This is a genomic window from Streptomyces sp. NPDC046887 (assembly GCF_040644755.1).
Taxonomy (GTDB): Bacteria; Actinomycetota; Actinomycetes; order Streptomycetales; family Streptomycetaceae; genus Streptomyces; species Streptomyces lichenis.
The window spans coordinates 123,481-137,009 of the sequence record NZ_JBEYXH010000004.1 but is presented as its reverse complement, the minus strand read 5'-3'; the positions used below and the strand labels follow the sequence as shown (position 1 = coordinate 137,009).

Sequence of the window (13,529 nt, the reverse complement as noted above, 5' to 3'; positions counted from 1 at the left end):
GCGTGCCCGAGGTGATGGCCGGTCCCCTGCGGGGCATGGCCACCGAGGGGCGGCCCGAACTCCCCGCCGCCTGAACGCCAGGAAGCCACAGCGGGTAGGGGCTGCGGCTTCCTGGCGTGCAAACGGCCTACCCGGCTGCTGCGACCTCGCGGGCCGTATCCGCGAGCCACGCCGGGGCGTCCCGGCCGATGGCGCGCAGCGTGGACCGTAGACGGACGCGGGTCCGCGACGACGTGACCGCGCGCAAGATCGGTTCGAGCCGGAGCAGCGGTGCCTCGGCCTCTCGCCACGCCCCCAGCCGCACGAGGGCGGTCAGCTCCGCAAGCACGTTGCCGAACTCCCGGCGGCCCCCGCCGCCCGAGGCCGCCGAACTGCGCTGGAGGTGAGGCAGCGCCGCACGCGGGTCTCCAAGGCTCAGCAGCGCCTCACCGGTGTGCAGCTCCACTTCCGTGGTGTCGATCCACCACGTGAACGCAGGGTCGTTGGACTGTATCGAGTCCTGGAGCGCCCCTGTGGCCCGCTCCAGCGCATCCAGGGCGCGGCACCGGTCTCCCGCCTGCGCGAGGCTTCGCGCGCGGCGTACGCGGGCCATGAGCGCTACGCGGCCGGTTACCTCGCGGCCGGTCAGCATCTCGTCCGTGATTGCCATGGCCTCACCGGCGCGGCCGGTGTGCACGTCGATCATGGCGATCAGATCCAGGATGAACCACTCCAGCGGGGCGTCCCCGGCGAGCCGGGCCAGAGTGTGCGCCTCCGCGAGCGTGGCGCGTGCCTCGCGAAACCGGGCGGCGTCGTGGAGCAGCCACCCGGCTACCTCCCCGATCTCCGCCACCTGAGCGAGGTGCTGCTTGTCCTCGCCGGTGATCCGGCCGCGCTCCGCCTCCCACACCTGCACGGCCGCGTCCGCCACGTGGTCCCCGCCGTGGCGGTTGTCGTGCGCGAGCAGCCACCCCACGGCGTCCTGCGCGTACGTGTCCGGCTCGCGGATGGCGCAGCCCGGCGGCTCAGCCTCCCCCCGGGCTCGCGCAGCCTGCCCGTCCAGGTCATCCAGCGGCACCCCGAGCACCTGCGCGAGCGGGGGCAGCCACGCGTCCGGGATGCGCCCACCGCGTTCCCACCGGGAGACCTCGTTGCGCGTCAGGGTGGTGATCCCGGCGACGGCACACAGCCGGAGTGCCAGGGAGCGCTGCGAGAGGCCCGCACCTCTGCGCAGGCTCGCCAGGTGCGCGCCGAACTGAGCGCGTTTCGCTTGGTCGTTCACGTGGTGCCTCCCTGCTACCAAGCTACTCGCCGCTGGCCCCTCCCCTGGCCCCCCGCGCGGCCCCTCCCACCGATCGGGGACGCCGGTTACCTGAACGCGAAGCGCCCCGGCGACCGCGCGAACGGCCCCGGGGCTGGCCGATCTGAAGGAAGCAGACCGACATGCCGCAACTTACAATCCGGGCTTGCCGGGTTGGGCACCCGGGGTACAGCGAGAAGCTGCCGAGGCAGCCCGAGAGTGCAGCCGCCGCCCGGCGTCTGCTGCGTACCGCCTGTGCTGTCTGGGCGCTGGACGACTTGGCCGAGGACGGGACGCTGATCGTGTCCGAGCTGGTGGCCAATGCCGTGCGGCATGCCCGGCGAGAGTCCATTCGCGTGGTGGTGGAGCGCACCGCGCCGCGCACGGTCCGTGTGGCCGTGGCGGACTTCTCCCACGTGCGGCCCGAGCTGCGTACGCCGAAGGACGACGAGGAGGGCGGACGCGGTCTGGCCCTCGTGGCGGTGATGGCGGCCGACTGGGGGACGGACATGCGGCGCTGGGGCAAAATTGTGTGGGCGGACCTGGAGGGGCGCGGGTGACCACGGGAGAAGCCCCCGGCCGCAGCGCGGCGCGCGCCCATCTGTCTCAGTTGATCGAGCTGTTCGGTGCGGACGGGTGCCTGCGGATCAGTACAGCCCCTGCTGAACCCGGGCCGCCCGTCGGCGGCGGAGATTCCGAGGGCGACGAGCAGGACTGACCGCCTCAGGACGCGGCGAAGCCCCGGCCGGTGAACTCCACCGCGCCGGGGCTTCGCCGTCTCACCCTCGTCTCACACAGATCTCACAGACTCGGTGCACTCCCCTGGAGATGACGGCCCTGACCTGGACGGTTCCGCGTCTCCCGGGCTCCACGAGACCCCCTGGACGGTGTTTCGTTCACTGGGGGTCGAGGGTCGCAGGTTCAAATCCTGTCGTCCCGACTTGTGAGAGTCGTGGCCCTTGATCGTTCTTGGTGCGGACCGTCAGCGGAACAGGCGGAAGAACCCGCGGACCTGCTCCACCAGCGACTCCGGCTGCTCCAGCGCGGCGAAGTGGCCGCCATGCGGCAGCTCCTCGAACCAGCGCAGGTCGGTGAACCGCAGCTCGGCCTCCCGCCTCGACGGGCGGGTGATGTCGCGCGGGTAGACCGACAGCCCGGAGGGCGCGGTCACCTTGTCCCGGAAGTGGGCGAAGCTCTCCCAGTACAGGCGCGCCGACGACGTGGCCGAGGCGGTGAACCAGTAGACCGAGATCTCGTCGAGGATCGTCTGCCGCGACAACGCGTCCTCGGGATGGCCGTCGTTGTCCGTCCACGCCCAGAACTTCTCGGCGATCCAGGCGGCCTGCCCCGCCGGGGAGTCGGTGAGACCGTAGCCGAGCGTCTGCGGCCGGGTGGCCTGGAGCGCCGAGTACCCCCGGCCGGTGCGCCGCATTTCCTGTTCGGCCTGGAGATTTGCCAGCTCCGCGGGCGTCGGGTCGTCGAAGGTGCCCGCCGCCACGGATCCCAGGTTCAGGTGCACGCCGGCCACCCGCTCGGGCGCCACCTCGCCCAGCGCCCCTGACACCGCTGAACCCCAGTCACCGCCCTGCGCGCCGTACCGCTGATAACCGAGCGAGACCATCAAGGTGTCCCAGGCGCGCGCGGTGCGCGTGATGCCCCACCCGGTCGTCGTCGGCTTGTCACTCCAGCCGTACCCGGGCAAGGACGGCGCGACCACGTGGAACGCGTCCGCCGGGTCACCGCCGTGTGCGCGCGGGTCGGTCAGCGGGCCGAGGACCTTCAGGAACTCCAGCACCGAACCCGGCCACCCGTGCGTGAGCACCAGCGGGAACGCGTCCGGCTCCGGGGAGCGGACGTGCAGGAAGTGGATGCCCAGCCCGTCGATCGTGTCGCGGTACTGCGGAAACGCGTTCAGCCGCTCGGCGAACCCGAAGTCGTACTCCTCGGACCAGCTGCGGCACAGCTCCTGCGCGTACGCCAGTGGCAGACCCTGCGACCAGTCGTCCACCGGCTCGCGCTCGGGCCACCGGGTCCGGCGCAGTCGTTCACGCAGGTCCGCGATCTCGGCTTCGGTGATGCTGACCTCGAACGGCCTGGCGGGCATGGCAAGGCTCCTTACTGGTCACGGTGTGAGGGGAGCGGGTGCGGGTGACCCGTCATCGCGGGCTCTTAGGCGTGGCGTCGGGGTCGGGTTCGGGGTGGCGGTCGGCGGCAGGGCGCCGGGTCAGGCTGAGGACGAGACCGGCCAGGGGGAGTGCCGCGAGCACGGCGAGGGCCACCGGCACCGGCACGATGCCGGACAGACCCGCGACAGCGGCCGGACCGATCCCGCCACCCAGGGCGTTCATGAAGTTCAGCAGCCCCTGTGCGGTGTCGCGGTCGTCCGCGGCGACCAGGTCCGGCGCGAGGCCCACCAGTACGGCTTGGGCGCCGGCGAACCCACACACGGTCAACGCGGTGCCGAGGACGATCAGGATCGGCCCGGTGGAGATCGCGACCACGAGCACGCCGATGACGGTGAGTGCCGCAAGCCCGGCCGACACCTGCCAGCCGGTGAACCGGTCGGTCACGGTGGGGACCAGCCGCCCGGCCACCAGCGAAAGGGCGGCGGCCGGGACCAGGAGGACGCCGGCTTCCAGCGGGCCACCGCCGGTGGCCTGCTCGATCAGGTACGGGGCGCGGAACAGCACCCCGTAGTAGCCGGCGAAGACGGTCCCGCCGATGAGCCCGGCCGCCAGGAAGCCGCGGGATGCGATCACCCGCCGGGGCACGAACCCGTCGGGGGTGCTTCGCACGCGCCACCGCAGTCCCACGGCGGCGAGCGCCCCGGCGGCGGCCACGGCGAGTGTGACCGAAACGGGCAGGCCGACCGAGTGTGCCTGCAGCAAGGTGATCAAGGAGCCGGCGGATACCGACAGCAGGGCCGCGCCGACGATGTCGAGTCGTCCGGTCGAGCCGTTCCGCTCACCGTTACTGCTACCGCTCCGCGTCAGTGCGTGCCTGCTGGGCCATGCGGCCAGCAGGAGGGGTAGTGCGAGGACCGGGATCGCGAGCACGGCACGCCACCCGAGCCATGCGGTCACCGCTCCGCCCAGCAGTGTCCCGCACCCCGACGCCGTCGCGCTGGCGGCCGCGATGATCCCCAGGGAGCGGATCCGCTGCCGCCCGGGAAGGGCGGTGGCCGCGGCGAAGACGGCGATCACGGTCGCGCCCGCCCCGGCGCCGCCGATCAGTCGGCCGACGATCACGACGGACAGTGTCGGTCCGGCAGCGGCGAGCACGGAGCCCGCGGCGAGCGCCACGACCCCGGCGACGAGGACCTGGAAGGGGTTGTAGCGGACCAGCAGCCGACCGGCGACCGGCATCGCGAGCGCGGAGGTCAACGACCAGGCGGCGAGAATCCACGCGGTGGCCCCGAACGGCACCCCGAGTGCGCGGCCGATGGCCGGCAGGGCCACCGACGGCGCTCCCAGTGCCACGTACATCGGCAGCACCAGCATCCCCAGAGTCAGCCCCAGCCGGCGCCCGCTCGGGGCGTCGGTTCGCTCCGGTGCCGGGCGCCCACCAGGCGGGATCGTCTGCTTCGTCGTCACCTGCCGCGTGCGTTGTGACATGCTAATCCTCCCTTGCGTGTAACGTTACGAGGGAGTGAGGAGACACGTCAAATGCGGGATGCGTATTACAGCCCATCGGTGGTCCAGACAGCCGTCGACCTGGCCAACACCCTGAGGCCGATCAAGGGAGAGGACGCCCTGGAGACCGTGGAGCAGCTCCGGGGCTTCCTGGACGACCATCCCGAGGCCGAGCCTCCGGGTGCGGCCGCGGACCAAGGGGCCGGTCCGCGGCGTCTCACGGGCGCCGACCTCGCGGAAGTCCGCGCGGTGCGCGAGACGGTGCGCACGGTGCTCGAACGGGCGAACGCGGACGGGGCCGAGGCCATGGCTCTGATCAACGACGGTCTGCGCCGCAGCCGCGCCACCCCGGTACTGCGCCGTGAAGGCGATCGCTGGTGGACCGAGGTGACCTCCGACACCGACCGCTGGGCGGCGCACCTTGCCGCGACCACGCTCAGCGCACTGGCCTCCGTGATCGCCACGCTCGGTCCCGCTCGTCTCGGCGTCTGCGCCGGGCCGACCTGCCGGGCCACTTTCGTGGACCTCTCGCGCAATGGCTCGAAGCAGTACTGCACCCGAACCTGCGCACACCGGGCCAGCGTCGCGGCCTACCGGAGCCGGCGCAGCCCCCGTTGAGCGCCGACACCGCAATCGCGCACTCTCGGCTGTCCTGCCGGCCGGTCCCGGCGCCCGACGCGGGAGTCCGGTACGGGGTGAACAGCTCCTGGTGAGCGGCGTGTTCACATCCTTGCAACACCCGTTCCCACTATGCGGACACCTGCGGGAATATCTCGACAGGGCGGCCCGGGCACTGCGAGTCTCCCGCTATGCATCTCGCCAACCGTCGTTCCCTGGTCACCGCGGTCACCGCCGCCTGCTCCGCCGTCGCCCTCTGCGCCGCCCTGACCGGCTGCGCCCCGCAACCGGAGGAGAAGACGAAGACTTCGGGCCAGGCCGGCGCGACGACCGGGGCCTGCGCGCCGGGCGGGCTCGCCACCGAGATCGAGGGGAAGCTGACCGTCGGCACGGACAAGCCCGCCTACGCGCCCTGGTTCTCCGACGACGAGCCGTCCAACGGCAAGGGGTTCGAGTCGGCGGTGGCGTACGCCGTGGCGAAGCGGCTCGGGTACGCGCGCGACGCGGTGGTCTGGCAGCACGTGCCGTTCAACAGCGCCTTCGCGCCCGGGGCCAAGAAGTTCGACTTCGACATCAACCAGGTCTCCATCAGCGAGTCCCGGAAGAAGGCCGTGGCGTTCTCCTCTGGCTACTACGACGTGCGCCAGGCGGTCGTCGCGCTCAAGTCGTCGAAGGCCGCCGGGGCAAAGAGCACGGCCGATCTCAAGGACGTCAAACTGGGCGCCCAAGTGGGCACCACCAGCCTGGAGTTCATCAACGACCGGGTGAAGCCCACCACGAAGCCGGCCGTCTACCAGCGCAACGACTTCGCCAAGTCGGCGCTGAAGACCGGCCAGGTGGACGCCATCGTGGTGGACCTGCCCACCGCCTTCTACATCACGGGGGCCGAGGTGCCGGAGGCGAAGGTCGTCGGCCAGTTCACGAACTCATCCGATGATGCGGAGCAGTTCGGCCTGGTCCTGGACAAGGAGTCCACGCTGACCTCCTGCGTGAGCGGTGCGGTGGACGCCCTGCGGAAGGACGGCACGCTCGCCGCCCTGGAGAAGGAGTGGCTCTCCGACGCCGTCGACGCGCCGGTGCTCAAGTGACCCTGCACAAGACGTACAAGACGCTCCCCGAGGAGGACACCTACGTCCCCTCCGAGCGCCGGATCACCCGCGAACGCCACCGGCGGGCCCGCACCCGGCGGGCGACGGCGATCGCCGCCACCAGCACGCTGGTGACGGGGGTGGTGCTGTTCCTGCTGATCACGGGCTCGCCCGGCTGGGACCGTACGCGGGAGACGTTCTTCGACCCGCACTACGCGCGCGTGGCGCTGCCCCAGGTCCTGGAGGGCCTGTGGCTGAATCTGCGGCTGCTGGCGGTGTGTGGCTGTGCCGTGCTCGCGCTCGGCCTGCTGCTGGCCGTGGCCCGCACACTGCGCGGACCGGTGTTCTTCCCGATCCGGGCGCTGGCCACCGTGTACACGGACTTCTTCCGCGGACTGCCGCTCATCATCTGCCTGTTGATGGTGGTCTTCGGGGTGCCCGCGCTGCGCCTGCAGGGGGTCACCAACGATCCGGTGCTGCTGGGCGGCGCGGCCCTGGTGCTGACGTACTCGGCGTACGTCGCGGAGGTCTTCCGGGCGGGCATCGAGTCCGTGCACCCCTCGCAGCGGGCCGCCGCCCGGTCGCTGGGGCTCAGCAGCGGCCAGACGCTGCGGTTCGTCGTACTGCCCCAGGCGGTACGACGGGTGGTGCCGCCGCTCCTGAACGACCTGGTCTCCCTCCAGAAGGACACCGGTCTCGTCTCGATCGCCGGGGCGGTGGACGCCGTCTACGCGGCGCAGATCATCGCCAGCAAGGACTTCAACTACACCCCGTACGTCGTGGCGGGCCTGGTCTTCGTCGCGCTGACCATCCCGATGACCCGGCTCACCGACTGGGTGACGGCCCGGATGGACCGGCGGCGGGCCCAGGGAGGACTGGTATGAGCACAGCGCCCGTGCTGCGGATGGAGGCGGTCCGCAAGTCGTTCGGCACATCGCTGGTGCTGCGGGACGTGGACCTGGAGGTCGCCCCGCACACCGTGACCGCGCTGATCGGCGCGTCGGGGTCCGGGAAGTCGACCCTCCTGCGGTGCGCCAACCTCCTGGAGGAGATCGACGACGGGGCGATCTGGCTGGAGGGCGAGGAGATCACCGACCCCCGTACGGACGCGGACGCGGTGCGGCGGCGGATCGGGGTGGTCTTCCAGGCGTACAACCTCTTCCCGCATCTGACCGTCCTGCAGAACATCACCCTCGCCCCGCAGCGCGTCCACGGCCTCTCCCGCTCCCAGGCCGAAGCGCGGGCGCGCGAGCTGCTGGAGCGGCTCGGGCTCGGCGCGAAGGCGGACGAGTACCCGGACCGGCTCAGCGGCGGCCAGCAGCAGCGGACGGCGATCGTACGGGCGCTGGCGGTGCGGCCCCGGCTGCTGCTCCTGGACGAGATCACCGCCGCCCTGGACCCGGAGCTGGTGGGGGAGGTGCTGGGCCTGGTCCGCGAGGTGAAGGACGAGGGCATGACGATGGTGATCGCGACCCATGAGATGGCCTTCGCGCGCGAGGTCGCCGACCAGGTCTGCTTCCTGGACGCCGGAGTGGTGCTGGAGCGGGGGACACCGGAGGAGGTGTTCGGCGAGCCTCGGCAGGAGCGTACGCGGAGGTTCCTGCGGCGGATCGTGGAGGCGGGGCGGTTGTGAGGTGTGCCGCGCCGCCGGCGGGGAGCCCGACCTGTCGGGAACTCGCCGGACGCACCCGCTACTCCGCGGCGACGCTGTCCGCGGTGGCCGGTGGCCGGGTGCTGCCGACCGTTCGGGCGGCGAGCGCGGCCACGGTCCGCAGCTCGGCGGCCGGGGACCCGGCCCGGCTCAGCACGGCCAGGGACTGGTTGACCGCGACGACGTACGTGGACAGATCGTCCAGCACGTGCGGCTCGGCCCGTAGACCGGTGAAGGCGGCGCGCAGACGCGAGCGCTGTGCCTGGAGCAGGTCGCGCACATGCGCGGCGCTGTCCGGCGTGAGCACCGGCAGTTGAGCGAGGGACTGCGCGATCAGGCAGCCGGCCGGAACGGCCGGATCGGCGATACGGCGCAGAGTGACGTCGAGAAACGCCTCCACCAGACGCGCGGGCTCTCCAGGATGGGCCATGAGGGCATGGTCGTACCGCGCGCCGTAGTGAGCCGCGTACCGGTCAAGGCATCGGCGGAACAGGGCGTCCTTGCTGCCGAAGGTGCCGTAGAGCGAGCCGCGCCCCAGTCCGGTCGCGGAGCCGAGAGCGTCCAGGGACGCGTCGGTGTAACCCTGCTGCCAGAACACGAGCATGGCCCGCTCGACGGCCGCGTCGACGTCGAACTGCTTGCGTCCCGCCATGGCCGGCACCTCCTCGTCTCCGACTCCGCGTTCGGGTCGACCCTATCTCCATCTTGGACTGATCGGTACAGTCATCTTGTACTGTTCGATACAAGATGATGGGACGACCGGAGGAGTGCTGTGATGAGTCTGTCGTCAGAGAAGTGCGCCATGATCGCGGGGCGCGGTTCCGTCCAGGGGGCGCCTCACCTGCCCGACGGCTTCGCCGACACCTTCACCAGCCGCTACGTCGACGTCGGCGGTGTGCGGCTGCACGCCGTGACCGGCGGGGAGGGGCCGCCTGTCCTGCTGCTGAGCGGCTGGCCCCAGACCTGGTACGCGTGGCGCCTGGTGATGCCCGCCCTGGCCGCCGACTTCCATGTCGTCGCGGTGGACGCGCGGGGGGTGGGACTGTCCGAACGGCCCGCGACCGGTTACGACACCGCCACCCTCGCCCGCGACATGGCCGGTCTGATGGCCAGTCTGGGGCACGAGCGCTTCGCCGTGGTCGGCCATGACGTGGGCATGTGGACCGGCTACGCGCTGGCCGCCGATCATCCCGGGCGGGTCGAACGGCTGGCGGTCGCGGAAGCCGTCATCCCCGGCCTGACCCCCTCACCGCCCCTGTTCGGCAGCGAGGAGGGCAACAACCGTCTGTGGCACTTCGCCTTCAACCGTCTCGACGGCCTCAACGAGCAACTGGTCCGGGGGCGCGAACACCTCTTCTTCGGTCATCAGTTCGCCACGAAGGCCGCCCGCCCGCTGCCCGACCACGCCGTCCGGCACTACATCGACACCCTCGCCGCCGACCCCGACGCGCTACGCGCCAGCTTCGCGTTCTACCGCGCGCTCGACGAGACCATCGCGCAGAACCAGCGGCGCGCGGCCCGGCGTCTGACGCTGCCCGTCCTGGCGGTCGGCGGTGGACACAACCTCGGTCCGGCCGTCGGTGCGACCATGGAACGCGCGGGGGACGACGTCACCACGGTGGTCATTCCGGAGTGCGGACACTTCCCGGCCGAGGAGACCCCCGAGGAACTGCTGATCGTCGTGCGGTCCTTCCTCGCCCCCCGTCGGGACCGCCGCTCGGCGGCTTCCTGACCGCCTCCGGGGGGCGCCACCGTGTGCGCGCCGGACGATACGGGGCCCATTGGATAGGTGCACGTGTGCGAGTCGTACTCCCTATGGGCTACTGATCGTCAGGGCTGGGACACCCCCGTGGAATTGCCCCTACGGTGGCGCGCAGCCGCCTGGATCACGGCGGACGGCCAGCTGGAGGTGTCATGGCGTCACCGCCCGTCGCGGTTCTGACCGGTGTGGGCTCGTGCCTGCCGGAGCGGGTCGTGCGCAACACGGACGAGCCCTTCGCCCGGCTGGACACCAGTGACGAGTGGATCCGCAGCCGTACCGGGATCGAGTCCCGGCGCTGGGTGGGGGAGGGGACGAGCACCGGGGACCTGGCGGTGCGGGCCGGTGCCGCGGCACTGCGCAGCGCCGCCGCCGAGTCGGTGGACCTCGTGGTGGTCTGCACCACCACGCCCGACCACCACTCCCCGGCCACCGCACCCTGGGTCGCGGCGCGACTGGGGCTGGGACCGGTCCCCGCCTTCGACCTGGCGGCGGCCTGCTCGGGCTTCACCTACGCCCTCGCGGCCGGCCGCGCCTGGATCACCGCCGGTATGGCCCGCACGGTGCTGCTGATCGGGGCGGAGACGCTGTCCACCATCACCGACCAGGACGACCGGGGCACCGCCGTGGTCTTCGCCGACGGCGCGGGGGCGGTCGTCCTGCGGGCCGGGGAGGCCGACGAGCCCGGCGCGGTGCTGGCCACCCGGCTCGGCAGCGACGGCACCCAGGTGGACCTGGCGGTCATCGCGGCCGGCGGGTCCCGGCGGCCCGAACCCGAGCGGCCCGAGGAGCGGGGTGAGCGGTGCCTGCGCATGCGGGGCCCGCAGATGTTCTCGCACGCGGTGCGCCGGATGACCGAGGTCTCCCGGGACCTCCTGGCCGGCGTCGGCTGGTCGGCCGGGGAGGTCGAGGCGTTCATCGGGCACCAGGCCAACCAGCGCATCCTCGACAAGGTCGCCGAACTGGTCGGCGTCCCGGCCGCCGCCTGCCTGGGCAACATCCGCACCGTGGGCAACACCTCCTCGGCGTCCATCCCCCTGGTCATGGACGAGGCGGTGCGCGACAAGGCCGTCCCGCCCGGCGCCCGGACCCTGCTCACCGCCTTCGGCGGCGGCGCCGTCTGGGGTGCCGCCGCACTGACCTGGCCCGACATCCCACCCACCCTCTGACGTGAGGACCCCGGACATGGACACCGCCCCCGTGGACACCACCGGCGAGGACCCGCTGGACTTCGTCACCCGCTACCTTCAGCGCGAATTCCAGGTGCCCGCGCACGAAGCACGGCCGGAGGCCACCTTCTCCAGCCTCGCCCTGGACTCGATCGCCCAGGTGGAGCTGTTCGTCACCCTGTCCGACCACTACGGCATCGAGCTGGACGACTCGCACGCCTCCGACCAGCTCACCCTGCGGCAGACGGCCGAGCTGGTGCACGACGAACTCGGGCGGGCCGGCGGCGGGCGGACGGCGTCCACGGCGACGGCCCGCGACTGAGGGCCGGGGAGGGGTGGGGCGGATGGCGGGCCGGACGGAGGGGGAGGACCGCGTGGGCGGGACCAGCACACGGGAGCTGCACCACGACGGCCTGCGCTTCTCCTACCAGCGCATCAGCGGGGAGACTTCGGCCGTCGAGCCGGTGCTCGTGGTGGGCGGAGTGCTGCAGTCCATGCGGAGCTGGTCCATCCTGCACCGGCACGTCCTGCCATACGCCGACCTGGTCACCGTGGACCTACCGGGGGCGGGCGATTCCACTCCGCTCCGCGCCGAGCAGGACATGGACACCATGTGCCGGGTGCTCGACACGGTCCTGGACGACCTCGGGGCAGAGCGGGTCAACCTCCTCGGCTACTCCTTCGGTTCCGCCGTCGCCTACCGGTGCGCCCAGCGCCGGCCGGAGCGGATCGCCCGGCTCGCCCTCGGCGGGGTGCCGGTCCGCATCGGCGACAAGCTGAGCGGGCTGTGGCGCCGGGGTGCCGAGCGGATGGCGTCCGGCGACCCGGGCGCCCTGGTCGACACCCTGATGGAGATGTTCCTCTGCCCGGCGGGCGAGGCGACGGTCCGCAACCGGGACATCGTCCGCCGACTGGTGCGGCGCATGACCCTGCGGACCGTGACCGACACCGCGTACGGCCTGCGCACCATGGAGCGGTCGGTACTGGAGAACCTCGACCCGGTCGGCGGTCTCACCGGGGTGCCCACCCTCGTCTTCTGCGGGGAGCACGACACCATCAGCAGCGCGGCCGAGCAGCGCGCGTTCGCCACCACCATCGACGGCAGCCGTTTCGCGGCCATCGGCGAGGCGGACCACTGGCTGTTCCTCCAGCGCCGCGACGAGGCCGGGGACCTGGTGATGCGCCACTTCACCGGCCGTCCCCTCGACGGCCTGCCCTATCTGGCCGGGTCCGGCGGCGGCCGCCCGGCGGTGACGGCGGACGCCGTCCGCTGACCGCTCCTCCGACCGGCCCCGAGAGAGAAGAGTTCCCGTGCGACAGGCAGTCCTGTGCGGACTGGGCGGCTGGCTGCCGCCGGACGTGGTGGAGAACGAGGACATCATGGCCGCCGAGACGGCCGCGTTCGTCCGCCGCCGGATCGGCATCGCCCGGCGGCACCGTGTCGCACCGGGCACGGCCACCGTGGAACTCGCCACCGAGGCCGCCCGGCGCGCCCTGGACTCGGCCGGGCTCGGACGGGCGGACGCACTCGTCCTGGCCACCACCACCCCCGACCGGCTCTGCCCGGCCGGAGCGCCCGAGACGGCCAGCCGTCTCGGTATGACCGGCATCCCGGCCTTCGACCTCAGCGCCGGCTGCTCGGGCTTCCTCTACGCCTGCGAGGTGGCCCGGGGCCTGATCGGCACCGGAGCCGCGGCCACCGTCCTGGTGGTCGCCGCGGAGAACGCGTCGGCGATGGTCCGCCCCGACGACCCCAACACCGCCCCGCTGTTCGGGGACGGCGCCGGGGCCGTGGTGCTGCGGGCCGCCGAGGAGGGGGAGCCGGCCACCTTCGGCCCCACGGTCTGGGGCAGTGACGGCGAGCTGGCCGACATCATCGCCATCCCGGCCGGCGGCACCCGGCAGCGGCAGCCCGGGGACGGCACCCGCGACCTGTACTTGAGCCTCCGGGGCAGCGAGGTCCTGCGGCAGGCGGTCCGCCGGATGACCGGAGCGGTACGGGAGGCGGTGGCCGCGGCCGGCTGGACCCTGGACGAGGCGGAACTGCTCCTCGCCCACCAGGCCAACGCCGCCATCACCCACGCCGTCGCCGCCGCACTCGACTACCCGGCCGCACGGATGCCGTCCAACATCGCCACCGTCGGCAACACGGCCGCCGCCTCCGTCCCGCTGCTGCTCGCCCAGAGCGCCGCGGACGGCACGCTCAAGGGCGGCCGGCGCATCGCCCTGGTGTCCTTCGGCAGCGGCCTGTCCTGGGCCGCGACCACCGGCGTCTGGCCCGAGGACCTCACCGCCCTGGTGTGATCCGCCCACCACCCTCCACCCCGTACACC

14 protein-coding genes are annotated in these 13,529 nt (G+C 72.4%); 10 read left to right on the top strand and 4 right to left on the bottom strand.

Annotated elements, in window-relative coordinates; translation table 11 throughout:
• Positions 1-127 precede the first annotated feature (127 nt).
• The gene (locus ABZ945_RS06590; protein WP_361264917.1) at positions 128-1,261 is read right to left on the bottom strand and encodes a helix-turn-helix transcriptional regulator; all 1,134 of its coding nucleotides are present in this window, start codon (positions 1,259-1,261) and stop codon (positions 128-130) included.
• A gap of 161 nt (positions 1,262-1,422) precedes the next feature.
• On the opposite strand from ABZ945_RS06590, the gene ABZ945_RS06585 reads away from it, so the two are divergent.
• Positions 1,423-1,839, top strand: coding sequence for an ATP-binding protein (locus tag ABZ945_RS06585; RefSeq protein ID WP_361264914.1), 417 nt, complete (start codon positions 1,423-1,425; stop codon positions 1,837-1,839).
• A 422-nt stretch (positions 1,840-2,261) separates the two neighbouring features.
• Here ABZ945_RS06585 and ABZ945_RS06580 read toward each other — a convergent pair whose 3' ends face one another.
• Positions 2,262-3,383 carry an epoxide hydrolase family protein gene (locus ABZ945_RS06580; protein WP_361264911.1) on the bottom strand — a complete coding sequence of 374 codons (1,122 nt, stop codon included), beginning with the start codon at positions 3,381-3,383 and terminating at the stop codon, positions 2,262-2,264.
• A gap of 52 nt (positions 3,384-3,435) precedes the next feature.
• Positions 3,436-4,893 (bottom strand): MFS transporter, encoded by a 1,458-nt coding sequence (locus ABZ945_RS06575; protein ID WP_361264908.1) that lies wholly within the window; start codon positions 4,891-4,893, stop codon positions 3,436-3,438.
• 78 nt (positions 4,894-4,971) lie between these two features.
• Here ABZ945_RS06575 and ABZ945_RS06570 point away from each other — a divergent pair, with 78 nt between their 5' ends.
• From ABZ945_RS06570 to ABZ945_RS06555, 4 genes are all read left to right on the top strand, one after another.
• Positions 4,972-5,529 carry a CGNR zinc finger domain-containing protein gene (locus ABZ945_RS06570; protein WP_361264905.1) on the top strand — a complete coding sequence of 186 codons (558 nt, stop codon included), beginning with the start codon at positions 4,972-4,974 and terminating at the stop codon, positions 5,527-5,529.
• A gap of 191 nt (positions 5,530-5,720) precedes the next feature.
• Positions 5,721-6,617 (top strand): ABC transporter substrate-binding protein, encoded by an 897-nt coding sequence (locus ABZ945_RS06565; protein ID WP_361264902.1) that lies wholly within the window; start codon positions 5,721-5,723, stop codon positions 6,615-6,617.
• Entirely contained in the window at positions 6,614-7,501 is an 888-nt protein-coding gene (locus tag ABZ945_RS06560) for an amino acid ABC transporter permease (protein ID WP_361264899.1), read from the top strand. The genes ABZ945_RS06565 and ABZ945_RS06560 overlap by 4 nt, the downstream gene beginning before the upstream one ends.
• Complete coding sequence (locus ABZ945_RS06555) at positions 7,498-8,250, top strand: amino acid ABC transporter ATP-binding protein (RefSeq protein WP_361264895.1); 753 nt, start codon at positions 7,498-7,500, stop codon at positions 8,248-8,250. The genes ABZ945_RS06560 and ABZ945_RS06555 overlap by 4 nt, the downstream gene beginning before the upstream one ends.
• A 58-nt stretch (positions 8,251-8,308) precedes the next feature.
• Here ABZ945_RS06555 and ABZ945_RS06550 read toward each other — a convergent pair whose 3' ends face one another.
• Complete coding sequence (locus ABZ945_RS06550) at positions 8,309-8,920, bottom strand: TetR/AcrR family transcriptional regulator (protein WP_361264892.1); 612 nt, start codon at positions 8,918-8,920, stop codon at positions 8,309-8,311.
• A gap of 123 nt (positions 8,921-9,043) precedes the next feature.
• On the opposite strand from ABZ945_RS06550, the gene ABZ945_RS06545 reads away from it, so the two are divergent.
• The 5 genes from ABZ945_RS06545 to ABZ945_RS06525 all read left to right on the top strand — a co-directional run bounded on the left by ABZ945_RS06545 (position 9,044) and on the right by ABZ945_RS06525 (position 13,500).
• Positions 9,044-10,000, top strand: coding sequence for an alpha/beta hydrolase (locus ABZ945_RS06545; protein ID WP_361264889.1), 957 nt, complete (start codon positions 9,044-9,046; stop codon positions 9,998-10,000).
• Positions 10,001-10,182: 182 nt separating this feature from the next.
• Positions 10,183-11,196, top strand: a complete 1,014-nt coding sequence (locus ABZ945_RS06540) for a beta-ketoacyl-ACP synthase 3 (protein WP_361264886.1) — start codon at positions 10,183-10,185, stop codon at positions 11,194-11,196.
• A 16-nt stretch (positions 11,197-11,212) separates the two neighbouring features.
• Positions 11,213-11,518 carry an acyl carrier protein gene (locus ABZ945_RS06535; protein WP_361264883.1) on the top strand — a complete coding sequence of 102 codons (306 nt, stop codon included), beginning with the start codon at positions 11,213-11,215 and terminating at the stop codon, positions 11,516-11,518.
• Positions 11,519-11,570: 52 nt separating this feature from the next.
• Positions 11,571-12,470, top strand: coding sequence for an alpha/beta fold hydrolase (locus tag ABZ945_RS06530; RefSeq protein WP_361264880.1), 900 nt, complete (start codon positions 11,571-11,573; stop codon positions 12,468-12,470).
• Between the two features lie 37 nt (positions 12,471-12,507).
• Positions 12,508-13,500 carry a ketoacyl-ACP synthase III gene (locus ABZ945_RS06525; RefSeq protein WP_361264877.1) on the top strand — a complete coding sequence of 331 codons (993 nt, stop codon included), beginning with the start codon at positions 12,508-12,510 and terminating at the stop codon, positions 13,498-13,500.
• Positions 13,501-13,529: the final 29 nt, after the last annotated feature.